At 71.1% G+C, this 23967-nt stretch carries 21 protein-coding genes; 8 read left to right on the top strand and 13 right to left on the bottom strand.

The features are described 5' to 3' along the window. Positions 1-109: 109 nt before the first annotated feature. Genes ABEA24_RS12960 through iolC form a run of 7 tightly spaced genes read right to left on the bottom strand, consistent with a single transcriptional unit; the run spans position 110 to position 7910 of the window. Complete coding sequence (locus ABEA24_RS12960; protein WP_345431001.1) at positions 110-1000, bottom strand: ATP-binding cassette domain-containing protein; 891 nt, start codon at positions 998-1000, stop codon at positions 110-112. After that, complete coding sequence (locus ABEA24_RS12965) at positions 997-2055, bottom strand: ABC transporter permease (RefSeq protein WP_345431002.1); 1059 nt, start codon at positions 2053-2055, stop codon at positions 997-999. Before ABEA24_RS12965 ends, ABEA24_RS12960 begins: the two co-directional genes overlap by 4 nt. A gap of 60 nt (positions 2056-2115) precedes the next feature. After that, on the bottom strand, positions 2116-3108 hold the full coding sequence (locus ABEA24_RS12970; protein ID WP_345431003.1) for a sugar ABC transporter substrate-binding protein: 993 nt from the start codon (positions 3106-3108) through the stop codon (positions 2116-2118). 15 nt (positions 3109-3123) lie between these two features. Further along, complete coding sequence (iolD, locus tag ABEA24_RS12975) at positions 3124-5016, bottom strand: 3D-(3,5/4)-trihydroxycyclohexane-1,2-dione acylhydrolase (decyclizing) (protein WP_345431004.1); 1893 nt, start codon at positions 5014-5016, stop codon at positions 3124-3126. Beyond that, positions 5013-5942: a 5-deoxy-glucuronate isomerase gene (locus ABEA24_RS12980; protein ID WP_345431005.1), complete on the bottom strand. Its 930-nt coding sequence runs from the start codon at positions 5940-5942 to the stop codon at positions 5013-5015. The genes iolD and ABEA24_RS12980 overlap by 4 nt, the downstream gene beginning before the upstream one ends. Beyond that, complete coding sequence (locus tag ABEA24_RS12985) at positions 5939-6829, bottom strand: Cgl0159 family (beta/alpha)8-fold protein (RefSeq protein WP_345431006.1); 891 nt, start codon at positions 6827-6829, stop codon at positions 5939-5941. Before ABEA24_RS12985 ends, ABEA24_RS12980 begins: the two co-directional genes overlap by 4 nt. Then, entirely contained in the window at positions 6819-7910 is a 1092-nt protein-coding gene (gene iolC / locus ABEA24_RS12990; protein ID WP_345431007.1) for a 5-dehydro-2-deoxygluconokinase, read from the bottom strand. The genes ABEA24_RS12985 and iolC overlap by 11 nt, the downstream gene beginning before the upstream one ends. 295 nt (positions 7911-8205) lie before the next feature. Here iolC and ABEA24_RS12995 point away from each other — a divergent pair, with 295 nt between their 5' ends. Further along, positions 8206-8958, top strand: a complete 753-nt coding sequence (locus tag ABEA24_RS12995) for a GntR family transcriptional regulator (protein ID WP_345431008.1) — start codon at positions 8206-8208, stop codon at positions 8956-8958. Positions 8959-9155: 197 nt separating this feature from the next. After that, positions 9156-9701 carry a YbhB/YbcL family Raf kinase inhibitor-like protein gene (locus tag ABEA24_RS13000; RefSeq protein WP_345431009.1) on the top strand — a complete coding sequence of 182 codons (546 nt, stop codon included), beginning with the start codon at positions 9156-9158 and terminating at the stop codon, positions 9699-9701. On the opposite strand, the gene ABEA24_RS13005 is transcribed toward ABEA24_RS13000, so the two are convergent. Together ABEA24_RS13005 and ABEA24_RS13010 are read right to left on the bottom strand one after the other, a co-directional pair. Then, complete coding sequence (locus tag ABEA24_RS13005; protein ID WP_345431010.1) at positions 9698-10495, bottom strand: maleylpyruvate isomerase family mycothiol-dependent enzyme; 798 nt, start codon at positions 10493-10495, stop codon at positions 9698-9700. The genes ABEA24_RS13000 and ABEA24_RS13005 overlap by 4 nt on opposite strands. A 24-nt stretch (positions 10496-10519) precedes the next feature. Further along, entirely contained in the window at positions 10520-11902 is a 1383-nt protein-coding gene (locus ABEA24_RS13010) for an NADP-dependent succinic semialdehyde dehydrogenase (protein WP_345431011.1), read from the bottom strand. A 169-nt stretch (positions 11903-12071) separates the two neighbouring features. Between ABEA24_RS13010 and ABEA24_RS13015 the strand changes: the two genes are divergently transcribed. After that, positions 12072-13256: an NAD(P)-dependent alcohol dehydrogenase gene (locus ABEA24_RS13015; RefSeq protein ID WP_345431012.1), complete on the top strand. Its 1185-nt coding sequence runs from the start codon at positions 12072-12074 to the stop codon at positions 13254-13256. 36 nt (positions 13257-13292) lie between these two features. On the opposite strand, the gene ABEA24_RS13020 is transcribed toward ABEA24_RS13015, so the two are convergent. Beyond that, positions 13293-13883 (bottom strand): TetR/AcrR family transcriptional regulator, encoded by a 591-nt coding sequence (locus tag ABEA24_RS13020; RefSeq protein ID WP_345431013.1) that lies wholly within the window; start codon positions 13881-13883, stop codon positions 13293-13295. A gap of 148 nt (positions 13884-14031) precedes the next feature. On the opposite strand from ABEA24_RS13020, the gene ABEA24_RS13025 reads away from it, so the two are divergent. From ABEA24_RS13025 to ABEA24_RS13040, 4 genes are all read left to right on the top strand, one after another. Further along, a complete protein-coding gene (locus ABEA24_RS13025) occupies positions 14032-15048 on the top strand; it encodes an alcohol dehydrogenase catalytic domain-containing protein (RefSeq protein ID WP_345431014.1) in 1017 nt (338 codons plus the stop codon). A gap of 25 nt (positions 15049-15073) precedes the next feature. Beyond that, positions 15074-15754 carry an SDR family oxidoreductase gene (locus ABEA24_RS13030; protein WP_345431015.1) on the top strand — a complete coding sequence of 227 codons (681 nt, stop codon included), beginning with the start codon at positions 15074-15076 and terminating at the stop codon, positions 15752-15754. Positions 15755-15826: 72 nt separating this feature from the next. Continuing rightward, the gene (locus tag ABEA24_RS13035) at positions 15827-16813 is read left to right on the top strand and encodes a pyridoxal-phosphate dependent enzyme (protein WP_345431016.1); all 987 of its coding nucleotides are present in this window, start codon (positions 15827-15829) and stop codon (positions 16811-16813) included. A 246-nt stretch (positions 16814-17059) separates the two neighbouring features. Continuing rightward, positions 17060-18760 carry a CBM35 domain-containing protein gene (locus ABEA24_RS13040; RefSeq protein ID WP_345431017.1) on the top strand — a complete coding sequence of 567 codons (1701 nt, stop codon included), beginning with the start codon at positions 17060-17062 and terminating at the stop codon, positions 18758-18760. Positions 18761-18813: 53 nt separating this feature from the next. Here the strand turns inward: ABEA24_RS13040 and ABEA24_RS13045 are convergent, their stop codons facing one another. From ABEA24_RS13045 to ABEA24_RS13055, 3 genes are all read right to left on the bottom strand, one after another. Further along, a complete protein-coding gene (locus ABEA24_RS13045; RefSeq protein ID WP_345431018.1) occupies positions 18814-20271 on the bottom strand; it encodes a GntP family permease in 1458 nt (485 codons plus the stop codon). Positions 20272-20419: 148 nt separating this feature from the next. Continuing rightward, positions 20420-21712, bottom strand: coding sequence for an enolase C-terminal domain-like protein (locus tag ABEA24_RS13050; protein WP_345431019.1), 1293 nt, complete (start codon positions 21710-21712; stop codon positions 20420-20422). A gap of 15 nt (positions 21713-21727) precedes the next feature. Next, entirely contained in the window at positions 21728-22669 is a 942-nt protein-coding gene (locus ABEA24_RS13055) for a 5-dehydro-4-deoxyglucarate dehydratase (RefSeq protein WP_345431020.1), read from the bottom strand. 131 nt (positions 22670-22800) lie between these two features. Here ABEA24_RS13055 and ABEA24_RS13060 point away from each other — a divergent pair, with 131 nt between their 5' ends. Next, positions 22801-23598, top strand: a complete 798-nt coding sequence (locus ABEA24_RS13060; protein ID WP_345431021.1) for an IclR family transcriptional regulator — start codon at positions 22801-22803, stop codon at positions 23596-23598. Positions 23599-23967: the final 369 nt, after the last annotated feature.

Here is a 23967-nt window from a genome sequence, read left to right on the forward strand (position 1 = left end):
TCCGGGCGGGCGGAAACGGCGACGCTCCCAGCGGGGTCTCCAGGGGGTGTCCGGTGGATCTCCGTCCGGCTCGCTACGAACAAGATCCACCGGACACCCCCTACGTGCCTCAGGGAGCCGGCCGCTCGGGAGGCATCGGCCGGGCCGACAGCTCGGCGACCTCGTGCTCGAGCTCCTGCGCGACCTTGCCGAGTTCGGTGTCGGTGGCGGCGGCGCCCTGGAGTTCGTGGCTGAGCTGCTCGAGCTCCTCGCCGCCTGCCATGAGCGCGGTGAGCCGCTCCCGGGTGATCTCGTCCCTGGTGTAGTCGCCGAGCGGACGGCCGCGGTTCAGGATGAGGAAGCGGTCGCCGACCGGGTAGGCGTGGTGCGGGTTGTGGGTGATGAAGACGACGCCGAGCCCGCGTTCCTTGGCGCGCACGATGTAGCGCAGGACGACCCCGGCCTGCTTGACCCCCAGCGCGGCGGTGGGCTCGTCGAGGATGAGCACCTTCGCGCCGAAGTAGACCGCCCGCGCGATCGCCACGCACTGGCGTTCGCCGCCGGACAGGGTGCCGATGGGCTGGTCGACGTCGCGCAGGTCGATGCCCATGTTGGCCAGTTCGGTCTTGGTGGTGCGCCGCATGAAGCCGATGTCGAGCCGGCTCAGCGGGCCAGCGCCCTTGCGGACCTCCGAGCCGAGGAAGAAGTTGCGCCATACCGGCATGAGCGACACGACGGCCAGATCCTGGTACACCGTCGCGATGCCGCGATCGAGGGCCTCGCGCGGGGAGGCGAAGCGCACCCGCTCGCCCTCGACCTCATATGTGCCGGCGTCATTCTGGTGCATCCCGGCGATGATCTTGATCAGCGTGGACTTGCCCGCGCCGTTGTCGCCGAGCACGCAGGTCACCTCGCCGGCGTGGACCTCGAGCGACACGCCGGTCAGCGCGATGATGTTGCCGTAGCGCTTCTCGCAGTCGGTGAGACGCACCAGCGGCGTCTCCGTCAGGATGTCACTCATCGTGCGGCCTCCGTTCGCCGGCGGACCCAGAGGTTGAGGAGGGTGGCGAAGAGGAGCATCGCGCCGAGGAAGAACTTGAACCAGTCGGGGTTCCACCCGGCGTACACGATGCCCTGGGTGGTCATCCCGAAGATGAACGCCCCGGTCGCGGCGCCGACGGCCGAGCCGTACCCGCCGGTGAGCAGGCAGCCGCCGATGACCGCCGCGATGATGTACAGGAACTCGTTGCCGACGCCCTCGCCGGACTGCACGGTGTTGAAGGAGAACAGCAGGTTCATGCCCGTGAACCAGGCGAGGAAGCCGACCGTCATGAACAGGCCGATCTTCACGCCCTTGACCGGGACGCCGACCGCCCGCGCGCTGGACTGCGCTCCCCCGACCGCGAAGATCCAGTTGCCGACGCGCGTCCGCAGGAGCACCCACGTGGCGATCGCGGCGAACAGCAGCCACCACAGCACGCTGATCCGCAGGGACAGGCCCCCGATGTCCCATTCGGCGGCGAAGACCTTCTGCGCCGCCCCGAAGCCGTCCATATCGGAGATGTCCGGACTGGCGACGTTCCCGGTGATGAGCTTGGTGATCGCCAGGTTCAGGCCCTGCAGCATCAGGAACGTCGCCAGCGTCACGAGGAAGCTGGGAATCCCGGTCTTCATGACCAGGTAGCCGTTGAGCGCGCCGACGCCCAGGGCCAGCAGCAGCGACACGGCGACCCCGACCCACACGTTCATCGTCAGCTGGAAGCTCAGCATCGAGGCGACCAGCGACGCGCTCGTCACGGCCACACCCGCCGAGAGGTCGAACTCACCGCCGATCATCAGCAGCGCGACCCCGACCGCCGGGATGCCGAGCGTGGAGCTGGCGTACAGGATCGTCGCCAGGGAGTCGAGCCCACGGAACGGCTCGGCGACGGCGAAGAAGAAGACGTAGATGACGACCGCGCCGGCCAGCGAGCCGATCTCGGGCCGTGCCAGCAGGCGGGCGAGCGGCGACCGGCGGGCGAGCCGCTCGTCCGGCACGGACGGCGGGGCCTCGCCGACGCGCACTGCGTGACTCATGAGCACCTCCAGGGCTCGAAGGCGCCGGGGACGGGTGTCGGCCCGGCCCCGGCACCGTCGCTACCGCGTACCACGCGAGGCGAACCTGGCGACCGCAGCGACGTTGGTCTTGTCGACGAAGTACGGCCCGGTCAGCGTCGCCTTGCCGCCGCCGATGACGTTGCCGTTCGTCTTGTAGAGCCACAGGGAGTCGACCGCGAGGTAGCCCTGCAGGTAGGGCTGCTGGTCGACGGCCCACTCGATCTGGCCGTCCTGCACCGCCTTGACCATGGCCGGGTTCATGTCGAACGTCGCGACCTTGGCGGTGCTGCCGGCGTCCTTGACCGACTGCAGCGCGGTGAGCGCGAAGGGGGCGCCGAGGGCGACGACCCGGTCGATGCTCTTGTCCTGCTTCAGCTTGGCGGCGATGGTGGACCGCACGGACGGCATGTTCGTCCCCGTCACGTACACCTTGTCGGTCTTGCCGGAGAAGCCCTTGGTCAGGCCGCCGCAGCGCGCCTCAAGGGACACCTGGCCCTGCTCGTGCAGGACGCACAGGGCGTGCTTGGCCCCTTCGGCGCCCAGCCGCTTGCCCGCGCTCTCCCCGGCGACGCTCTCGTCGGAGCCGAAGTACTGGAGGATCCCGAGCTTCTGCCACTGGTCCAGGCCCGCGTTGATCGCGACGGTCGGGATCCCGCCGGCGACGGCCTTCTTGACGACGCCGGCCATCGGGTCCGGATGCGCGAGGGTGACCGCGATGCCGTCGACCTTGCTGTCGATGGCGTTCTGCACCAGGGTGGCCTGCTTGTCGCCGTCCGGGTCGTTGGAGTAGATCAGCTGCACGTTGTCCTTGGCTGCAGCGGCCAGCGCGCCCTTGCGGACGATGTCCCAGAACGTGTCGCCGGGCGGCTGGTGCGTGACGAGGGCGATCTTCATGCGGGGGGTGTTCGCGTGGCCGGCGGCGGGGTTCTCCGCCGTCTCCTGGGCCTTCTTGCCGCCGTGGCTGCTGCACGCGCTCAGGGCGAGGACGAGCCCCGCGACGAGGATGCCCGCCCGCCTGTCTGGTCTGAACATCGCGTCTCTCCGTCTTCACTCGGTCGGGGCGGCGTCGCCTCCGAGATGGTGACGCTGCGCGGCCTTGGCGGCCTCGTAGTCGGCCCGTGCCTTGCGGGTGCTCTCCAGGGCCGAGACCTCCGCCACCGGGACGTCCCACCAGGCGCCCGAGTCGGGTGCCGGCGCCAGTGGATCGGTCTCGACGTGGACCACGGTCGTGGCCTTCGCCTCCTTCGCCTGTTGGAGCGCGGCGCGGAACTCCTCCACGGTCGTGGCGCGCAGCACGTCCGCGCCGAGGCTCGCGGCGTTCGCCGCCAGGTCGACGGGGAGCGGATCGCCGTCCAGCAGCCCGGTCTCCGGGTTGCGGTAGCGGTAGCTCGTGCCGAACCGCTGCGACCCCAGGGACTCGGACAGCGCGCCGATCGAGGCGAAGCCGTGGTTCTGCACGAGCACGATCGTCAGTTTGATCCCTTCGGACACCGCTGTCACGATCTCCTGGGCCATCATCAGGTACGACCCGTCTCCGACCAGGACGAAGACCTCCCGGCCGGGGTCGGCCATCTTGATCCCCAGGCCGCCAGCGATCTCGTACCCCATGCAGGAGTAGCCGTACTCGACGTGGTACTGGCGCGGGTCGCGCGCCCGCCAGAGCATGTGCAGGTCGCCGGGCATGCTGCCGGCGGCGTTCACGACGACGTCGCGCGGGCCGGCGAGCTCGTTGAGCGCGCCGAGGATCTCGGTCTGCGCCGGCAGCGGCCCGTGCCCGAGGTGATACGCCCGGTCGACGACGCGCCCCCAGTCCTCGGCGAGCCGCCGCACGCGCTCGGCGTACGCCGCGTCGACGCGGTGGCCCGCCAGGGCCTCGGTGAGCGCGCGCAGCCCCGCCCGCGCGTCGGCGACCAGGGGGACGGCGGAGTGCTTCAGGGCGTCGAACCGCGCGACGTTGAGGTTGACGAACCGTACGTCCGGGTGGGCGAAGACGGTGCGGGACGCGGTGGTGAAGTCGCTGTAGCGGGTGCCGACGCCCAGGACGACGTCGGCCTCCCGGGCGAGGGCGTTCGCGGCCGGCGTGCCGGTGGCCCCGACGCCGCCCACCGCGCAGGGGTGGTCCCACGGCACCGAGCCCTTGCCCGCCTGCGTCTCGGCGACCGGGATGCCGGTGGCGTCGGCGAAGGCCAGCAGGTCGCCCGCCGCGTCGGAGTAGGTGACGCCGCCGCCCGCGACGATCAGCGGCCGCTCGGCCCCGCGCAGCAGCGCGACCGCGCGCTCCAGCTCCGCGGGCTCGGGAACCGGCCGCGGGATGTGCCAGACCCGCTTCGCGAACAGCTCCTGCGGCCAGTCGTACGCCTCGGCCTGGACGTCCTGCGGCAGCGCGAGGGTGACCGCGCCGGTCTCGACCGGGTCGGTGAGGACCCGCATCGCGGCCAGCAGCGCCGACGGGAGCTGCTCGGGCCGGTTGATCCGGTCCCAGTACCGCGACACCGGCCTGAAAGCGTCGTTGACCGACACGTCGTAGGACCGCGGGTCCTCCAGCTCCTGCAGCACCGGATTGGTCGCGCGGGTGGCGAAGATGTCACCGGGCAGCAGCAGCACCGGGATCCGGTTGATCGTGGCCAGCGCGGCGCCGGTCACCATGTTGGTCGCACCCGGACCGATCGAGGACGTACACGCGAACGTCTGCAGCCGGTCCTTCATCCGCGCGAACCCGACCGAAGCGTGCACCATCGCCTGCTCGTTGCGCGCCATGTAGTACGGCAGATCGGGGCCACCCGTCCGTTGCGCCTCCAGCAGCGCCTGCCCGATGCCCGCGACGTTGCCGTGCCCGAAGATCCCGAAGCAGCCGGGGAAGAACCGCTGCTCCACACCGTCCCGTTCCGACCACTGCGCGGCCAGGAACCGGACGATCGCCTGTCCTACGGTCAGCCTCATGTCTCCCTCTCGGTGGTCGAGCTGAGGGGCAGCCGGGGGTCGGTCTCCTGGCCCTCCCAGGTGCCGCGCACCCAGGCGTGGGCCGGGTCGTCGCAGATCAGCCACGCGCGCTCCGGCGAGGGCCCGGCCATCACGTTGAGGTAGTACAGGTCGTACCCGGGCACCGCCATCGACGGGCCGTGCCAGCCGTGCGGGATCAGCACGGTGTCGCCGGTGCGCACCTCTTCGAGCACGTCGATGGGCCGGTCCGCGGTCCCGTACACCCGCTGGTACGCCATGGCCGCCGGCCGAGTCTCCCCCGACCGACCAACCCCGGCCGACCCAGTCTCACCCGACCAACCCACCCCGGCCGACCTCCCGGCGGCGGCGACCTCGAAGTAGTAGATCTCCTCCAGCACGCTCTCGCCGGGGCGGTCCTCGTCGTGCTTGTGCGGCGGGAAGGACGACCAGTTGCCGCCGGGCGTGATGACCTCGCAGGCGATCAGCTTGTCGGCCTCGAACGCCGCCGGCGTGCAGAAGTTGTTGACCTGCCGGGACGCCTGGCCCGCCCCGCGCAGTTCGACGGGGACGTCCTCGGCCGGGCCGTACCGGGCGCGAAGCCGGTTCTCGCACCGGGCGGCGGGCAGTGCGAACCGCCCGCGGCCGGTGACCGTGACCGACGCGTCGCGCGGAACGTAGGCGAAGTCGGTGACGCGGGAGAAGACGCCGCGGCGCCCCTGCAGTTCGAACGTCTCGCCGTCGCAGGCGACCCGGCACGACCCGGACAGCGGCAGCACCAGCGTCTCGTACGAGCCGGTGTCGAACGTGTGCGAGCCGTCGAGTTCGAGGACCCGCAGCGCCGAGTACGTCCAGCCGGCGGTCTCCGGGGTGACCTCCAGCGCGTACGGCGGGCTGCCGGTGCTGCCCGCGGGCAGGTAGTGCTTCATCCCAGTACCTCCACGGCGGCGTCGACGGCGCCGGCGACGTCGTCGCCCGGCGGATAGAGCAGGCTGCGCCCGACGACCAGGCCCTTGACGGTCGGCAGCCGAAGCGCGCGCTGCCAGCCGGCCAGCGCGGCGTCGGGGTCGTCGGGCACCTCGCCGCCGAGCAGCAGGGCCGGCAGCGTCGAGGCGGCCATCACCCGCTCCATGTCCTCGACGACCGGGACCTTCAGCCAGGTGTATGCCGAGGTCGCCCCGAGCCCGGAGGCGATCGCGATGGCGCGCGTCATGGCGTCGGGGGTGAGGACGTTGCGCACCCGGCCGTCGGCCCGGCGGGAGATGAACGGCTCGACCATGGCCATCAGCCGGCCGGCGGCCAGCTCCGAGACCGCGCGGGCGCAGGACTCGAGCGTGCGGACGGTCGCGGGGTCGGCGTCGTCGATGCGCAGCAGCATCTTGCCGCCGTCGAGGCCCTGGCCGGCGATGGCCGGCACGTCGTAGGCGGTGAACCGGTCGTCGATCTCGAACGCCGACCCGGCCAGGCCGCCGCGGTTCATCGAGCCGATCACGACCTTCTCGTCGAGCACGCCGAGCAGCAGCAGGTCCTCGATGACGTCCGGGGTGCCGAGCACGCCGTCGACCCCGGGACGGCCGAGGGCGAGGCAGAGCCGTTCGAGCAGGTCCCGCCGGTCGGCCATGGCCAGCGGCCGGTCACCGGCGCCGAGGGACCCGCGCGCCGGATGGTCGGCGGCTACGAGCATGAGGCGGCCGTTCGGTCCGAGGAGCGACCCGCGCCGTACCCGCCGCGCGGCCGCCTCGGCGACCGCCTCCGGCCGGGAGGCCCGGATCTCGGCCAGCGCCGCGACCCGGTCGGCGAACGCTTCAATGATCATCCGCTGCCCTTTCCGGGGCCTGGGGCGGCACAGGGCCACCGGTTTCCGAGGCGTGCGCTGCGGGTCCGCCGGGTTCCGGGGCGCGCGGCACGGGTCCGCCGGGTTCCGGGGGCTGGGGCGGCACCGGGCCGCCGGCCACGAGCTGGTCGACCTCGGGGGTGGTGGGCATCGCCGGAGAGCAGGCGAGGCGGGAGGCGACGATCGCACCGGCGGCGTTCGCGAACCGTACGGTCCGCTCGACGTCCCAGCCGGCGAGCAGGCCGTGGCACAGCGCCCCGCCGAACGCGTCGCCGGCGCCCAGCCCGTTCACGACCTCCACCTCGACCGGCGGCACCTCGACCACGGCCGTCTCGCCGGAGTCCGCGCGGCTCGCGGCCAGCACGCCCTTGGGCCCGCGCTTGACGATCGCCAGCCGGACGCCGCGGTCCAGCAGCGCCTCCGCCGCCGCGTACGGCTCATGCTCCCCCACGGCGACCTCGCACTCCTCGACGTTGCCGACCGCGACCGTGACGTGTTCCAGGGCCTGGCCGACCCAGCCGCTCGCCTCCTCCGGCGACGACCAGAACATCGGCCGGTAGTCCAGGTCGAGCACGGTGTCCCGCTGCCGGGACCGGGCGGCCAGCGCCGCGAGCGTCGCCGTACGGCTCGGCTCCTCGCACAGGCCGGTGACGGTGGCCCAGAACACGCGCGCCGCGCGGATCGCCGGCAGGTCCAGCTCGTCGGAGTGGATCTCCAGGTCGGGGGCCTTGGGGTAGCGGTAGAAGTACAGCGGGAAGTCGTCCGGCGGGAAGATCTCACAGAACGCCAACGGCGTCGGCAGCCCGGGGACGGCGGTGACGAACCGGTCGTCGACGCCGTACCCCTGCAGCGCGGTGTGGATGTACCGGCCGAACGGGTCCTCCCCGGTCCGGGTGATCACCGCCGTGCGGCGGCCGTGCCGCGCGGCCGCGACCGCCACGTTCGTCGGACTGCCACCGAGGTACTTGCCGAACGTCTCGACGTCCTCCAGGTGTACGCCTACCTGGAGCGGGTAGACGTCCACGCTGACCCGTCCCATGGTGATCAGATCGTGCGGACTCACGGAGCGGCTGCACCTCCGGAACGTCGGCTCCTCGGAAACCGCGCCGGGTGACCCCGGCGTGACGACGATGTTGCGGTTCGTTCACCGTCGTGGCATCCAGCCTCCGCAGGAATTCATCCCATGTCAAGAGTTTGTCCTGACATTAGGAGGTAATAGCTTTTACCAGAGGACGGCCACCGGACGGCGCGATGTGCGACGGAGCCCGCCTGACGGCTACCTTGTCCGGACATCGTGATGTCACAGCTTGACGGCGCTGCCGGTGAGCGGGCTTACCAGGGGATTCCGGAGGCGCACCATGGACAGAACGGCCGTGCACCGGCCGGCGGTCTCGGTCGACCGCACCAGCCCCGTCCCGCTGTACTTCCAGGTGGCGCAGCAGCTCGAGGCGGCCATCCGCGACGGCGGCCTTCCCCCCGGGAGCCGCCTGGAGAACGAGATCCTGCTGGCCGACCGCTACGGGCTGTCCCGGCCGACGATCCGGCAGGCGATCCAGCACCTCGTCGACAAGGGCCTGCTCGTCCGCAAGCGCGGCGTCGGCACCCAGGTCGTGCAGGCGCAGGTGCGGCGCTCGATCGAGCTGACCAGCCTCTACGACGACCTTCTCGCCTCCGGCCGCAGCCCCTCGACCCGCGTGCTGGAGCTCGGCACCCTGCCCGCCGACGACGAGGTGGCCCGGGAGCTCGACGTCGCCCCCGGCACTGAGGTCCTGCGCCTGCGCCGGCTCCGGCTCACCGGCGACGAGCCGCTGGCCCTGCTCACCAACTACCTCCCCGTCGACCTCGTCGCGCTGACGGCGGAGGACCTGGCCGCCCGCGGGCTGTACGAGATGCTGCGCACGGCAGGGGTCAACCTCCGCATCGCCAACCAGACGATCGGGGCGCGCGGGGCCACCGCCATCGAGGCGCGGCTGCTGGACGAACGCCGCGGCGTCCCCCTGCTGACCATGACCCGCGTCGCGTACGACGACAAGGGCCGCCCGGTGGAGTACGGCTGCCACGTCTACCGCGCCAGCCGCTACTCCTTCGCCCTCACCCTCGTCGAACGCTGAGCCACGCTCAGGGCTCGCGGACGATCTCATTGATCACGGAGAAGTCATTGGCGGTGGTGCCGTCGGGGTTCGCTACGCTGAAGGTGGGCATGCCTTCCCGACCCGCGCGGCAACACGGGCCTACTCGATACCCGTCGATCGATCACGCCGGCGACTGTTCGGCGGCTGACCCCATTCGGCGTCTCCGAAGGATCGCCATGATCAAACCCTATGGCCCCTACGATTTCATGCCGCCGATCACGACCTTCGCACTGACCTCGGAGTCCGTGGCCAACGGCGGGCAACTGGCCCGTGAGCAGGTGAGCGGCATCCTGGGAGCGGGCGGATTGGACGTCTCACCGCAGCTGAGCTGGTCCGGCTTTCCCGAGGAGACGCGAAGTTTCACGGTGTCGATGTTCGACCCCGATGTGCCTACTGCCTCGGGCTTCTGGCATTGGGCTGTGGCCAATCTGCCCACCTCCGTGACCGAGCTTCCGGCCGGGGCGGGAGACGGCAGGGATCTGCCCGGTGGTGCGGTGACGCTGGCCAACGACGCCGGCTACAGAAGGTATCTCGGTCCGGCGACGCCTCCAGGCAACGGCCCGGACCGCTACTTCCTCGTGGTGCATGCCGTCGGCGTGGAAGAACTGGAGGTGTCCGAGACATCGACCCCTGCCTATCTGGAGTTCCTCCTGTTCAGCCACGCGATCGCGAGGGCAACGATGTACGGCACCTTTGAGCGGGCCCAGGCAGCCCTCTGCTAAATGATGTTGAGGCAGTCGAGGAACGGGGTCGCGGCGGACGCGTCCCCCGTGATGCGGCAGTGGTCGCGCCAGGGTTTGCGGGTGGTGGCCCACGCGATGAAGTCGAGTGCCGTGCTGTGGACCCGGGTGGTGGCGTCCGCACCGCGTACCACGGTCAGCTGCCCGTCCGGCCCGGTCGCGGGGAGGATGGTGACCGTGGTGGCGCCCGGCCCGGTCAGGTCGAGGACGAGGGGCCGACGGACGGTGGCGGTGAGTTCGGGCCCCTGCATCTGGGGGAGGCCGGCGAGCATGAATTCGATGGCGGGGGCGACCAGGCCGTCGGTCGGTTCCGGCAGGGTGAACGGGAGCGGGCCGTTCGGGGCGAGCATGTCGTTGCGCAGGTGGCAGAAGACGTTGAACGCCATGGTGTTCGCCAGGAGGTGGCGCGGATACGTCCCGAGCCCGGGCACCTCGACGGGCTCGTCGGCCCCGGGCGGTTCCTGGGCCGCTTCCAGCAGGTCCAGTTGCCGAGGGGTGCTGCGCCGCCACTCGTCGAGGACTTCGGCGTGGCTCCAGCCACGGCGTTCGTCGACGCGCAGGTCGTGGTAGCGCTCGCGGTTCTTCGGCAGTGAGGGGTCGGGCGGTGGCGGGTCCACCGCCTCGGAGGCGAGGGCCGCGAGGTGGGCCACCACGTCGATGACGCGCCAGCCGTCGCACGCGGACGGCAGGTCCCATTGCTCGTCGTCCACCTGGTGGATGATCTCCGCCAGTTGCGTGGTGCTCGAACGCGCGGCGGCGATACCGGCATGGGTCATCGTTCCGCCGCCGTTTCGAGGGGTTCAGGCGTCCTGGCCGATCCAGACGGTCTTGGCATTCATGAACTCCCGCATGCCGAGGTCGGACAGCTCGCGTCCGTAGCCACTGCGTTTGACGCCGCCGAAGGGGATCTCGGGGTAGCTGGTCGTGTTGCCGTTGATGAAGGCCATGCCCGACTGCACGTCGCGGACGAAGAGTTCGCGTTCGGCCTCGTCCTCGCTCCACAGGTTCGACCCGAGGCCGTAGGGATGGCCGTTGGCCTCCCGCAGGGCCTCCTCCAGGGAGGGCACCGTCCACACCTGCGCCACGGGGCCGAAGACCTCCTCGTGGTACATGCGCATCTCCGGCGTGATGCCGGTCAGCACGGTGGGCGGGTAGAACCAGCCGGGCCCGTCCGGGCGTTCGCCGCCCAGCAGCACCGTCGCGCCCTTGCCGACGGCGTCGTCGACATAGGACTCCACATCCCGCCGGCCGGACTCGGTCGCCAGCGGGCCGACGTCGGTGCCCTCGTCCATCGGGTCGCCCACCACCAGCGCGCTCATCTTCGCCACGAACATCTCGATGAACGCGTCGCCGATGTCCCGGTGCACGTAGAACCGCTTGCCGTTGATGCAGGACTGCCCGTTGTTCAGGCACCGCGCCTTGACCGCGACATCGGTGGCCCGCTCCAGGTTCGTGGAGGGCATGATGATGAACGGGTCGGAGCCGCCGAGCTCGAGGACCACCTTCTTGATCTCGTTGCCGGCGATGGTGGCCACCGACCGCCCCGCCGGCTCACTGCCCGTCAGCGTCGCGGCCGCCACTCGCGGGTCGCGCAGCACCTGCTCCACCCTCCCCGCGGAGATCAGCAGGGTCTGGAACACGTCGTCCGGGAAGCCCGCGTCGCGGAAGAGCTCTTCCAGGTACAAGGCGCACTGCGGCACGTTCGAGGCGTGCTTGAGCAGGCCCACGTTCCCCGCCATCAGGGCAGGCGCGGCGAACCGCATGGCCTGCCACAACGGCAGGTTCCACGGCATCACCGCGAGCACCACACCGATCGGCTGGTACGTCACGAACGTCTGCTTCGCGCCCACGCGCCCGCCGTCACGGTCCAGGTCCCGCAGGAACGCGGGGCCCTCGGCGGCGTAGAAGCGCAGCCCGTGCACGCACTTGGCCACTTCCTCCTCTGCCGCGCGGAAGGTCTTGCCCATCTCCGTGGTGATCATCCCGCTAACGCTCTCGACCTCCTTCTCCAGACGGTCGGCCGCATGCTGCAGCCACCCCGCGCGCTCCTCGACGCTCGTCAGCCGGTACGAGGCGGCCGCTGCCGCCGCCCGCGCGAGCTTGTCCTCGAGTTCCTCAGGAGTCAGTTCGTCGAACCTCCTGAGGACCTCACCTGTCACGGGACTCGTTGTTGCGATGGCCATGAATCCATGGTATGACCGCCCGATATTCACCCGATTGCGCCCTCGTTCGACCCGCGAAGCGGCGCGCTCATCGTCCAGCGCCATACCTTCCAGGTCAGCCAAACCCCTCTGCCCAACAGCGCGCGGCCACCACACCCGGCCGCCGATCGCCCAGCACAGCGCCATTAACATGGTGAAATCCGAAGCGGCGGCCGGGGGGACCGACGCCGGAACCCGATTCCTGCCCACGCTGCACGGCCCGAGCCGCCTTCCGCTTGTCAGCGAAAGCGAGGCACGCGTGATGCAGATGCGAGCAGCCCGGATGTACGGATACCAGGAGCCCCTTCGAATCGAGGAGGTACCCGTCCCCGAGCCCGCGCCGGACGAGATTCTCCTGAAGGTCGCCGCGACGGGCATGTGCCGGAGCGACTACCAGCTCCTCGACGGTTACTTCAAGGGCCCGTTCCCGGTGGACCTGCCCTACATCCCCGGTCATGAGGTCACAGGCCGAGTGGCGGGACTGGGTGGCGGCGTACCGAGCACGGTGGGCTACTCCGAGGGCGACATGGTCGTGGTCAACCCCAGCTGGGGAGACGGCACGTGCCGGCAGTGCCGCGAAGGCAACGAGCAGTTGTGCAGCGGCAACGGCCGATGGGTGGGCTTCGGCCCTCCCGGAGGCTTCGCCGAGTACATGGCCGTGGAGTACCGCCATGCGATCCCGGTCTCAGAGGACGCCGCGAAAGCACCTGAGCTCCTCGCCCCCATGACCGACGCGGGCATGACCCCGTACCGAGGGATGAGGAAGCTCCGGGACGCAGGCAAGCTCGGCCCCGGCCGCACCGTCGCGGTCACGGGCATCGGCGGGCTGGGAAGCTACGCGGTCCAATACGCAAAGCTGCTCGGAGGCGGCGCGACCGTGGTGGCGCTCGCGCGTACGGACAGCAAACTGGACGTGGCGAAGGAGAACGGCGCGGACCACGGGATCAACGTCAGGGACAGGTCCACCGCGGCCATCCAGGACGAACTGGAGAGGCTGACCGGCCGGAGAACAATCGATGCCATCCTGGACTGCGTCGGCAGCGAAGCGTCGATCTCAATGGGGTTCGACCTGCTGGGCCCCGAAGGGGCACTGGCAGCCGTCGGCCTCATGAGCGACCGCGTCGAGCACCGTCAGTTCCCCTTCGTGGGCACGGAGCTGTCCTACCTCGGTTCCTTCTGGGGCAACCACCTGGACCTCGTCGAGGTGCTCTCCCTCGCCGAAGCCGGCCTCATCAAGCACAACGTCACCAAAGTCAGGCTCGAGGACATCAACGAGAACCTCGAAGCCCTGGGCCGCGGCGACATCGTCGGACGCCAGGTCATCGTCTTCGAGTGAAACCCGCGGCGGGCCGAGCCCGGCGTCGACGACCTCTCAGGGCGCCTCGGGGCTGTCCTTGGCGAGGAGGGCGTCGAAGACCAGGGTGAAGAAGGAGGCGAAGGCGTCGGCGGAGCGGTCGGCGCGGGCCCTGATGAGGGAGCCCTCCCAGGCATTGACGATGAAGCCCGCCGTGGCCGGCGGGTCCAGGCCGGCGCGGAGGGTGCCGACGTCGCGGGCCTCGGCGAGCACCGCGGCGATCGCGTCCGTCCACTGCGCGAGGCTCTGCCGGACGGCCTCGCGGATGACGTCACTGTGATCCGCGATCTCCGTGCCGAAGTTGCCGATGAGGCACCCGCGTGTGAAGTCGTAGCGCACGACGCCGTCGCGGAGCGCCTCGAAGTGCGCGCGCAGCCGGGCCAGCGGCTCTCCCTCTCCCCTGGTCAGCTCATCGGGCCGCCCGGCGCCGTACCGCTCCAGGGCCACGACGGCGAGCGCCTCCTTGCTGTCGAAGTGGTTGTAGAACGACCCCTTCGGCACGCCCGCCGCATCGGTGATCACCTTCACGCCGGCCGCGTTGTAGCCCTGGACGTGGAACTGCTCCAGTGCCGCTTCGACGATCTCCTCGCGTACGCCCCGCCTGCCCATACCGGCCCACCTCCGGAATCAATATGGCCGGTCGTCTCAGTCCTGTCAACCGAGGTGGGGGCCGCTTGACACGCTTAAGACGACCGGTCATATTTACCGAGTCGGGCGGACCCGCCCGGCGCCGCAGACGACACGAGGAGAGAGCGGCATGGCCGGTTACCGGGCCTTCGAGGTGACGGGGGCGCACGACTTCGCGCTCGTGGAGCGGGAGGTGCCGGATCCTCCGCCGGGTCACGTGCGCGTCCGGGTCGAGGCGTGCGGCGTCTGCCATACGGACGTCGTCACCGTCGAGGGTCACCGCCCCGCCCCTGAGCGCCCCGTGGTTCCCGGTCACGAGGTCGTGGGAGTCATCGACGCGGTCGGCCCCGGCGTCCGGGCCTGGCACGTCGGCGAGCGTGTCGGAGTCGGCTTCCTCGGCGGCCCGTGCGGTGAGTGCGACCGCTGCCGGCGCGGCGACTTCGTCAACTGCGAAGACCAGCCGCAGACGGGCACCACCGTCGACGGCGGGTACGCCGAGATGGTCGTGGTCAGGAGCAGTGGGCTGGTCCGCGTCCCGGACGGCCTCACCGCCGTCGAGGCCGCACCCCTGCTGTGCGCCGGCCTGACCACGTTCACGGCGTTGCGGCAGGCCGACGCGCGCCCCGGGGCGCTCGTGGCGATCCAGGGCATCGGCGGCCTCGGCCACCTCGGCCTGCAGTACGCCCGCCGCCTGGGCTACCGGGTGGCCGCCGTCGCCCGGGGCACCGCCAAGGAGGACCTCGCGCTGCGGCTCGGCGCCGACCACTACATCGACAGCGCGGCCACCGACGCGGGCGCGGAGCTGCGGCGGCTCGGCGGGGCTGCGGCGATCATCGCGACGGCCGCCGACGGCGCTTCGATGTCGGGACTGATCCCCGGACTCGAACCGCGCGGCCGGATGGTGGTCGTCGGGGCCGGCGCCACGCCCATCACGGTCGGCACCGCGGACCTGATCTTCGGCACGCGAACGGTCACCGGAAGCCTCACCGGGTCGTCGATCGAGAACGAGGACAACCTGGCCTTCGGCGAGCGCCACGGGATCCGCCCGATGACCGAGGTCGTGCCGCTGGCGGAGGCTCCCAAGGCCTACGAGCGCATGCTGTCCGGCCAGGCCCGATTCCGTGTGGTCCTGGACATGGCGGCGTGAGCCGCCGCCTACGAGAGGGGAAGTCATGAAGATCGAAGGTTCGGTGGCGGTCGTGACCGGTGGCAACCGGGGGTTCGGCCGGCATCTCGTCGCCCAGCTCCTCGACCGTGGAGCCAAGGTGTACGCCGCCGCGCGGCGGCCCGAGACGGTGGACGTGCCCGGCGCCGTGCCGCTGCGGCTGGACATCACCGATCCGGCATCCGTACGGGAGGCGGCCCGGCTGGCCCCGGACACCACCCTGCTGATCAACAATGCGGGCATCTCCACGAGGTCGTCCCTGATCGACGGCGACGTCGAGGACGCCAGGCGCGAGATGGACACGCACTACTTCGGCACGCTGGGCGTGATCCGCGCGTTCGCGCCGGTCATCGAGGCCAACGGCGGCGGCACCATCCTCAACGTCCTGTCCGTGCTCTCCTGGGTGCACATCCCGGCCTCCGGCGCGTACTCCGCGGCCAAGGCCGCCGAATGGGCGATGACCAACGCCGTACGCCAGGAGCTCGCGCCCAAGGGGATCCAGGTCGCCGGTCTGCACGTCGGCTACATGGAGACCGACATGACCACCGGCATCACGGCCGAGAAGTCCGATCCCGCGGTGATCGCCAAGGTGGCGCTCGACGGACTCGCCACGGACACCGCGGAGATCATCGCCGATGAGCTGAGCCGGAGCGTCAAGCAGAGTCTGGCCGCGCCCATCACGGCCTGACCGCTCCCCTGCCGAGGACACGGCGGCTCCCGCGGTCCACTCTGGGAGGTGTCGGGGGGAGGGAGGACCACGATGGCCGAATCGGGATCGAGGTTCCCGCTGGGGACCTGGCCGACGCCGCTGGAGCAGGCGCCGCGGCTGGCGGCGGCGATCGGCCTCCAGCCGGGCGACCTGTGGATCAAGCGTGACGACCTCGGCGGCCTCGGCGGAGGCGGGAACAAGGTCCGCAAGCTGGAGTGGACGATCGGCGACGCGCTCGCCAAGGGCGCCGACACCGTCGTCACCACCGGCGCGCCGCAGAGCAACCACGCCCGGCTGACCGCCGCCGCGGCCGCTCGGGCGGGCCTGGACGCGGTGCTGGTCCTCGCCGGGCGGCCGGGACGGTCCGGCTCCGGGAACCTGGCGCTGGCCGGTCTCTTCGGCGCGAGCGTCGTCTGGGCCGGCGACGTCTCCCATGAAGATCTCGCCGAGGCCGCCCGGGAGGTCGCCGACGACCTTTCGGGCAGGGGCGCCGTCCCGGCGCTGATCCCGTTCGGCGGATCCAGCGCCCTGAGCGCCCGGGGCTATGTCGAGTGCGGGAACGAACTGCTGCGGCAGGCCCCGGACCTGCACGAGGTCGTGGTCGCGGTCGGATCCGGCGCGACCATGGCCGGTCTCGTGGCAGCTCTCGGCGACGAGCGTGTGTTCGGCGTGGACTGCGGCGCGCTCGACGACCCGGCGCCGGCGGTCGCCGAGTTGGCGGCGCCGAACGCCACGGCCGCCGTCGAGGCCGGTCGCCTCAGGATCCGGCGCGAGCAGGTGGGCGCCGGCTACGGAGAGCTCACCGAGCCGGTCGCTCAGGCGCTGTACATCGCCGGCCGCACGGAGGGCATCGCGCTCGACCCGATCTACACGGGCCGTGCCCTCGCCGGCCTGATCGCCGCGGTCGCCGACGGCAGCGTGGTGCCGGGCCGCAAGACGATCTTCCTGCACAGCGGCGGTCTGCCGGGGCTCTTCGGTCATCCGGCGGCCGTCGCCCATGCCGAGGCAGGCCTGCGCGCGGCACCGCCCCTCGCCTGACACGGGAATCCCGCGAACCCCCGTCCGCGACTTCAGCAGCTGCGGGGCTGCGACTTTCCTAGTTTCCGAAATTTTCCTTACCAATTTTCTCTCTCGAGGGTGCCCCGCACAGCGTGAAATCGAGCTGAAAGCGCTCTTGACGACCCGATAATCGGCTTTTAGCCTCTGGGGCAATCGATTTCCGAGTTTCCTCTCGGTCACCCGTATGGGATGTCCACGCCGCGATCTCCAGTAAGCGAGGACCCGATGTACCAGCGAACACTCCGCGCCGCCGTCACGGCGGCGCTGGCGGCCGCCGCACTGGCGGTGGCCGGCCCGGTCACACCCGCGCACGCGGCGGGAACGACCTTGGTGGTGAACGCCGCGGCACCGTACCGGCCCGTGACGCATGTCGCGTCGGGCGGCCTCTACGCTCTCGCCGAGAACAACCGGCCGGCCGACTCGACGCTGCTGCCCATCGCGATGAACACCCTCACCCAGCCCGCCCCTGGAGTCGGCCAGAAGCCGAACGGTCAGCCGCCGGGCGGCGACTCGCTGCTCGTCGCGCCGCAGGCCGACCGGGTCGGCGCGGCCGAGTTCATCCGGATGCCCGACATCTACCCCGACTTCCCGTACAAGTGGGTGAGCTGGACGGACTGGCTGTCCAAGGTGGACACCATGGTCAAGAAACGTCTGGCGGCCACCTCGGTCAGCAACATCGCCGGGTGGGAGCTCTGGAACGAGCCCGACGGGACCTGGAACACCGCGAGCGCCGGTGACTTCAACGCCGGCTGGGTGCGCACGTACCAGGAGGTGCGCTCCCTCGACTCGCTGACCCCGATCGTCGGCCCGAGCCTGTCCTCCTGGAAGGCCTCCTATATGCAGTCGTTCCTCAGCTATGCCAGGGACCGGGGCGCGCTCCCCGACGTCGTCAGCTGGCACGAATGGAACGCCGCCAACATCGCGTCGGAGGTCGCGGCCTACCGGGCCATGGAGTCGTCGCTCGGCATCAGCCCGCGGCGCATCTCCATCAACGAATACGCGTGGACGAACGAGGTCGATGTGCCCGGCCGCGTGTCCAGCTACATCGCGAAGTTCGAGCGGGCCGGCGTCGAGTCGGCCGACCGGGCCTTCTGGTACGAGTACGGCACCGTCAACGGCCTCGTGACCAACAACCAGCCGACCGGCAGCTGGTGGTTGTACAAGTGGTACGGCGACATGGCCGGGAACATGGTCACCACCACACCGGCCGACCAGACCGGCCTGGACGGGTGCGCCTCCTTCGACCCCACCCGCAAGATCGCCGATGTGGCCTTCGGCAACGCGTCGGGCACCAACTCCGTGCGCGTCTCGGGCCTGTCCGCGCTCGGCCAGACCGTCCGGGTGCATCTGGAATCCACACCGGCCTCGGGGCGGTTCACCGCCGTGACCGCGCCCACCGACATCTCGACGGCGACGTACAACGTCACCAATGGCACCATCACCGTGACCGTGCCGAACATGGACGCCAACAGCGCCTATCACCTGGTCGTCGAGCCCGTCAGCGGGGTGCCCGCCTACCAGCACCGTTACGAGGCCGAGAACGCCTCGGTCTTCCGGGCGCAGCGGCTCACCGGCGGCACCGCCTCGGCCGGCGGCTACGTCGGCCGGATCGACAACACCGGAGACCCGCGCACCGACAGTTACGTGGACTTCATCGTCAACGTGCCGACCGCCCGCACGTACACGATGACGATCGGATACGCCAACGGCACCGGCGCGACCTCGACCCAGGGGCTGGCCTATGACGGCAGCGCCTGGCACACCGTCAGTTATCCGCCCACGGCCGGATGGGGGCAGTTCGGCTCCACCGTCGCCACCACGGTCGACCTGCACGCCGGATACAACGCCATCCGGCTGGCGAAGGGCGCTCCGTACTTCTCCGGTGGTACGGGCTACGCGGAGCTGGACTACATCCAGCTCGACTAAGGCCGAACGACCGCGGGGGCCGGTGAGCGGCCCCCGCGGTCGTTTCTCGCTGCTTACAGGAACAGGCTGATGACCAGTGCGATCAGGAAGGCGATCACGCCCATCAGCGTCTCCATCACCGTCCACGACTTCAGCGTCTGCGGGATGGTGAGCCGGAAGTAGCGGTTCATCAGCCAGAATCCCGCGTCGTTGACGTGCGACATGACCGTTCCCCCGGCGGCGATCGCGATGACGACGAGGGCCAGCTGCGCCTGGCCGAAGTGGGACTGGGCGGCGAGCGGCGCGACGATGGGCGCGGTGGTGACGATCGCGACCGTCTTGGACCCGAGGGCCACCCGCAGCGCGGTGGCGAGCACGAACGCCAGGACGAGCGTCGGCACCCCGGCGTTGCCCAGCAGGTGCGCCAGGGCACTGCCCACGCCGGTCTTCTTCAGCACCGCCGCGAACATCCCGCCCGCGCCGATGACGAGCGTCACCGAGGCGATCGGGCCGAGACAGGCGTTCGCCGCCTGCTCGAGGTGCTTCCCGCTCAGCCCGCGCCGTACGCCGAAGATGTAGAGCGCGCCGAGGACCGTGATCGCCAGCGCGATGATCGGGTCGCCGACGAACTCCAGGACGTTCTGCGCCGTCGACCCCTCTTTCAGGAGCACGGTGGAGAAGGTGTTGAGCATGATCAACACCATCGGCAGCAGGATGATCGCGAGCACGCTCGCCAGCGACGGCGGGTTCTCGACGGCTCGCGAGGCCACCGCCGTCGTCCGCCCGCCGGCCACGGCGACCCCGCCGTCGGCGGATTCGCGGGATCCGTCGTCCTTCTCGTCCCGGGCGGGGCCGCCCTCACCGGCGACGGACAGATCCTCCGGGACCTTCACGTCGCTCATCCGCGGGCCGATCCACAGGCCGTACGCGTAGCTGCCCAGCAGCCAGGCGGGCAGGCCGCACACGATGCCGAAGACGGTCACCCAGCCGAGGCTCACGTGCAGCAGCCCGGCGGCGGTCACCGGCCCGGGGTGCGGAGGCAGTACCGCGTTGGTCATGGCCAGGGCGCCGACGGCGGGCAGTGCGATGGCGATCAGCGGTTTGCGCGAGGTACGGGTGACGGCGAACATCAGCGGCAGCAGCACGATCCACGCCGCGTCGACGAACATCGGGATGCCGAAGATGAGGGCGGTCAGGCCCATGGCGAGCGGCGCGCGGTCCTCGCCGAAACGGCGGATCATCGCACGTGACAGCACTTCGGCGCCGTTGGCCATCTCCAGCATCCGGCCGAGCATCGCGCCGAGGGTGATGATGATGGCGACGGAACCGAGCGTGTCGCCGAAGCCGCCGGCGAGGACGTCGGGAATGTCCTTGACCGGCAGCCCCGCCGCGATCGCCACGCCGACGCTCACGATGAGCAGGGCGAGGACCGCGTGCAGCCGGATCTTGATGACGAGGAGGAGCAGGGCGGCGATGCCGGCCAGGGCGAGCAGGGCCAGGCCCCAGTCCGGCAGGTGGGTGGTGGTGTGCATCGGCACTCCCGGAGGCTAGGGAGGGCGGGCGTGCCGTCGACCGGCACGCCCGGGAACGCCAGGAGGAGAGGAGGGAAGGGACGGAACGGCCCGGGGGGACGGGCCCGCCCGGCCGGTCGGCGGACGACCGGCCGGGAGACGGTGGGTGCTACCAGCGCGGGACCGACGGGGCGGTCCAGGCCGGGTCGACGACCCGCATCGCGGCGACGTCGTCGCGGGATCGCACGTCGCCGGCGCGCCAGCGCTCGTGGTAGCGGGCGAGCGCGGCGCGGTCGAGTTCGACGCCCAGGCCGGGCGCGTCCGAGACGGTCAGCGCGCCGTCGCGGAACACGTGCGGCTCGGTGATGACGTCATCGGTCTGCCACGGCCGGTGCGTGTCGCAGGCGTGCAGGTGGCCGGGCGCGCAGGCGGCCGCCTGGGTCATCGCCGCCAGGCTGATGCCCAGGTGGGTGTTGGAGTGCATGGACAGGCCGACCCCGAACGTCTCGCAGATCCGCGCGAGGGCCTGCGTGGCGCGCAGACCGCCCCAGAAGTGGTGGTCGCACAGGACGACCTGCACGGCGTCGGCGCGGAACGCCTCGGGGATCTCCCGCATCGAGGTGACGCACATGTTGGTGGCGAGGGGCACCCCGGTGCGGCGATGGACCTCGGCCATGGCCTCGACGCCCGTGCAGGGGTCCTCGAGGTACTCGACCGTGTCGCGGAGGGCCTCGGCCACACGCGTACCGGTGTCCACGGACCAGGCGCCGTTCGGGTCGAGGCGCAGCGGGACACCGGGGAACGCCTCGCGCAGCGCCAGGGTCGCGGCGATCTCCTCGTCGGGCGGGAGGACGCCGCCCTTGAGCTTCAGCGAGCCGAAGCCGTACTGGTCGATCATCCGCCGGGCCTGGGCGACGACGCCGTCCGGGTCGAGGGCCTGGCCCCAGTCGTCGACGGGCGCGCCGGCGACCGGGTGCTTCTCCCACTTGTAGAAGAGGTAGCCCGCGAAGTCGACGCGGTCGCGCACCTTGCCGCCGAGCAGCTGGTGCACGGGCAGCCCGAGGGACCGCCCCATCGCGTCCAGGAAGGCGACCTCGAACGCCGACACGACGATCGCGTGCAGCTTGGTGAGGTTCTGCCGGCCGAACAGCCGCCGGGCCTGCAGGTCGTCGGTGAGCGAGCCGCCCACCGCGCTCGCGTCGAGCGCGCCCGCCACGATCTCCCACAGGCTCTCGGACGACGCGACCGAACGGCCGGGCAGCAGCGCGGCCACCTTTCGCAGGGGTTCGAGGTACTCGTCGTCGCCGTAGGTCTCGCCCAGGCCGACGACGCCGTCCTCGGTCTCCACCTCGACGATCGCCCGCGGCGTGTACGGCTGGTGGACGCCCTGCAGGTTCAGCAGTGGCGGGTCCTCGACGAGGACGGGGGTGACGCGCGCGTCGGCGATGCGCAGGTCGCTCATCGGTGTGCTCCCAACTCAGATCAGCTCGAGGCCCGCGGCGAGGACGCGCTCGAGGTCGGCCAGGTCTTCGGGGCCGGGATCGGCGAGCGGCGGGCGTACGGGGCCGGCCGGCAGGCCGCGCAGCCGCGCCCCGGCCTTGACGAGCGACACCGCGTACCCGGCCGTCCGGTCGCGGATCCGGGCCAGGGGCAGGTAGAACCCGGACAGCAGGCGGTCGGCGGTCGCGTCGTCGCCCGCGCGCAGCGCGGCGTGGAACGCCCCGGCGATCTCCGGCGCGAAGGCGTGCACGGCCGAGGAGTACGCGGGGATCCCGATCGCCGCGTAGGCACGGGCCTGCAGTTCGGCCGTTGGCACGCCGTTGAAGAACAGGAACTCCGGCGGCGTCGCCAGCCGCAGTGCCTGGAGGTGTTCGATGTCGCCGGTGCCGTCCTTAAGCCCGGCGAGGTTCGGCACCTCCGCCGCCAGGGCGGTCACCGTGTCCACCGCGTACCGGGCCTGCCCCCGGTGATAGATGATCACCGGCAGGGTGGTCGCGGCGGCGACCCGCCGTACGTGTGCGGCGAGACCCGCCTGCGGGGCCTCGGTCAGGTAGTGCGGCAGGAGGAGGATCGCGTCGGCCCCGGCCTCTTCGGCGGCCCTGACGTACCGGGTGGCCAGCGCGACGCCGTGCCCGGCCCCCGCGACGACGGGGACCTCCGGCGGGGCCAGCTCGACCGCGGCACGCACACAGGCGGCGTACTCCTCCAGATCGAGGCTGAAGTACTCGCCGGTGCCGCAGCAGACGAACAGCGCACCGGGCGACGCGGCGAGCTGGTGCTCCAGGAGAGTCCGATACGCCCCGAGGTCCAGATCGCCGCTCGCGGAGAACGCCGTGAGCGGAAAGGACAGCACCGCGCGGTCCATCCCCGCGCGGAGCGCGGCCGTACGCGCGGTGACGGCCGAGTCCGTATGTTGCACGTCATCTCCATATGTAGACGGCAGCTATGCTGGGAGACTATGCACGGAAACGTGCAAGTCCGTCAAGAACTCGCAATCCATCCGAACCCGGACGTGGCAGGATGACGGGCAGGACGGCGGGGAGGAGATCTGTGAGCACGGAGCAACCGCGGGGCGTTCGCGACGTGAAGTCTGCCGGGCGGACCGTCGAGGTCCTCGAGGCCCTCGCCGCGCTCCAGGGCAGGGCGGTGACGCTGCGGGACCTCGCCGAACGGATCGACATCCCCCGCAGCAGCCTCTACGCCCTGCTGCAGACCCTCGTGGGCCGCGGCTGGGTCCGCACCGACGCCACCGGGTCGCTGTACTCCATCGGCATCCGCGCCCTCCTCGTCGGCACCGCCTACCTCGACGACGACCCCCGGCTCGCCATGCTCAAGCCGCACCTGGACGCGCTCGCGACCGAGCTCGGCGAGACGCTGCACTTCGCCCGGCTCGACGGCGCGGACATGGTCTACCTCGCCACCCGCGAGTCCCACAACTACCGCCGCCGGTTCAGCCGCGTCGGCCGGCGGCTGCCGGTGCACACCACGTCCCTGGGCAAGGCGGTCCTCGCCGAGCGTACCGACGAGGAGGTCGACGCCCTGCTCCCCGCCGAGCCGGAGCGGCTGACCCCCCACACCCTGTGCGACCGAAAGGCCCTGTTCGCCGACCTCGCCGAGACCCGGCGGCGCGGCTACGCCGTCGACGACGGCGAGAACACCGTCGGCCTGTACTGCATCGGCGTCACGCTCCGCTACGACCCCGCCGTCACCGACGCGCTCAGCTGCTCGATCCCCAAGTCACGCCTCACGCCGGAACTGGAGAGCGACGTCATCGCCGCCCTGCAGGACGTACGCGCCGCGATCGAGACCGCCACCACATCCCCCGCCCTCTCCGTCGTCTGGCGCTGACCGGACGACGGCCTCCCCGGCGCCCCGGCCGGCCGCGCCTTCACAGAGCAACGCCGGCCCGGTTCCGGTCCGGCACCCCCAGGCCGTGACCGGTTCCGGACCGGCGGCAGCCGCCGCGACCCTGAGCGGTGATTTCCCCCGGAGCCGACGGCCGGCCGATGGCCGTCACTCCGAGCCCTCTCCCCTGAGGGCTCGGCTCCGTCACCGCGGGTCTAGGCGGCGATGTGCGGCACGTCCCGACCGGTGGTGGCGCCCCCCTTTGGCGCCACCGCCGAGCGGTCCCCGTGCCGGGTCTCCCTGCGTCCCTGGATGGTGGGACACGGAAAACATTACTCGTACACATGTTTAAGCTTCAACTTATGCAGGTGT

Origin of the sequence: Actinoallomurus vinaceus (assembly GCF_039542055.1) — a bacterium.
Classification (GTDB): domain Bacteria; phylum Actinomycetota; class Actinomycetes; order Streptosporangiales; family Streptosporangiaceae; genus Actinoallomurus; species Actinoallomurus vinaceus.

Coding starts and splice junctions, on each gene's coding strand:
- ABEA24_RS12960 (WP_345431001.1), bottom strand. CDS start 1,000: ATGAGTGACATCCTGACGGAGACGCCGCTGGTGCGTCTCACCGACTGC.
- ABEA24_RS12965 (WP_345431002.1), bottom strand. CDS start 2,055: ATGAGTCACGCAGTGCGCGTCGGCGAGGCCCCGCCGTCCGTGCCGGAC.
- ABEA24_RS12970 (WP_345431003.1), bottom strand. CDS start 3,108: ATGTTCAGACCAGACAGGCGGGCGGGCATCCTCGTCGCGGGGCTCGTC.
- iolD (WP_345431004.1), bottom strand. CDS start 5,016: ATGAGGCTGACCGTAGGACAGGCGATCGTCCGGTTCCTGGCCGCGCAG.
- ABEA24_RS12980 (WP_345431005.1), bottom strand. CDS start 5,942: ATGAAGCACTACCTGCCCGCGGGCAGCACCGGCAGCCCGCCGTACGCG.
- ABEA24_RS12985 (WP_345431006.1), bottom strand. CDS start 6,829: ATGATCATTGAAGCGTTCGCCGACCGGGTCGCGGCGCTGGCCGAGATC.
- ABEA24_RS12995 (WP_345431008.1), top strand. CDS start 8,206: ATGGACAGAACGGCCGTGCACCGGCCGGCGGTCTCGGTCGACCGCACC.
- ABEA24_RS13000 (WP_345431009.1), top strand. CDS start 9,156: ATGATCAAACCCTATGGCCCCTACGATTTCATGCCGCCGATCACGACC.
- ABEA24_RS13005 (WP_345431010.1), bottom strand. CDS start 10,495: ATGACCCATGCCGGTATCGCCGCCGCGCGTTCGAGCACCACGCAACTG.
- ABEA24_RS13010 (WP_345431011.1), bottom strand. CDS start 11,902: ATGGCCATCGCAACAACGAGTCCCGTGACAGGTGAGGTCCTCAGGAGG.
- ABEA24_RS13015 (WP_345431012.1), top strand. CDS start 12,072: ATGGTGAAATCCGAAGCGGCGGCCGGGGGGACCGACGCCGGAACCCGA.
- ABEA24_RS13020 (WP_345431013.1), bottom strand. CDS start 13,883: ATGGGCAGGCGGGGCGTACGCGAGGAGATCGTCGAAGCGGCACTGGAG.
- ABEA24_RS13025 (WP_345431014.1), top strand. CDS start 14,032: ATGGCCGGTTACCGGGCCTTCGAGGTGACGGGGGCGCACGACTTCGCG.
- ABEA24_RS13030 (WP_345431015.1), top strand. CDS start 15,074: ATGAAGATCGAAGGTTCGGTGGCGGTCGTGACCGGTGGCAACCGGGGG.
- ABEA24_RS13035 (WP_345431016.1), top strand. CDS start 15,827: ATGGCCGAATCGGGATCGAGGTTCCCGCTGGGGACCTGGCCGACGCCG.
- ABEA24_RS13040 (WP_345431017.1), top strand. CDS start 17,060: ATGTACCAGCGAACACTCCGCGCCGCCGTCACGGCGGCGCTGGCGGCC.
- ABEA24_RS13045 (WP_345431018.1), bottom strand. CDS start 20,271: ATGCACACCACCACCCACCTGCCGGACTGGGGCCTGGCCCTGCTCGCC.
- ABEA24_RS13050 (WP_345431019.1), bottom strand. CDS start 21,712: ATGAGCGACCTGCGCATCGCCGACGCGCGCGTCACCCCCGTCCTCGTC.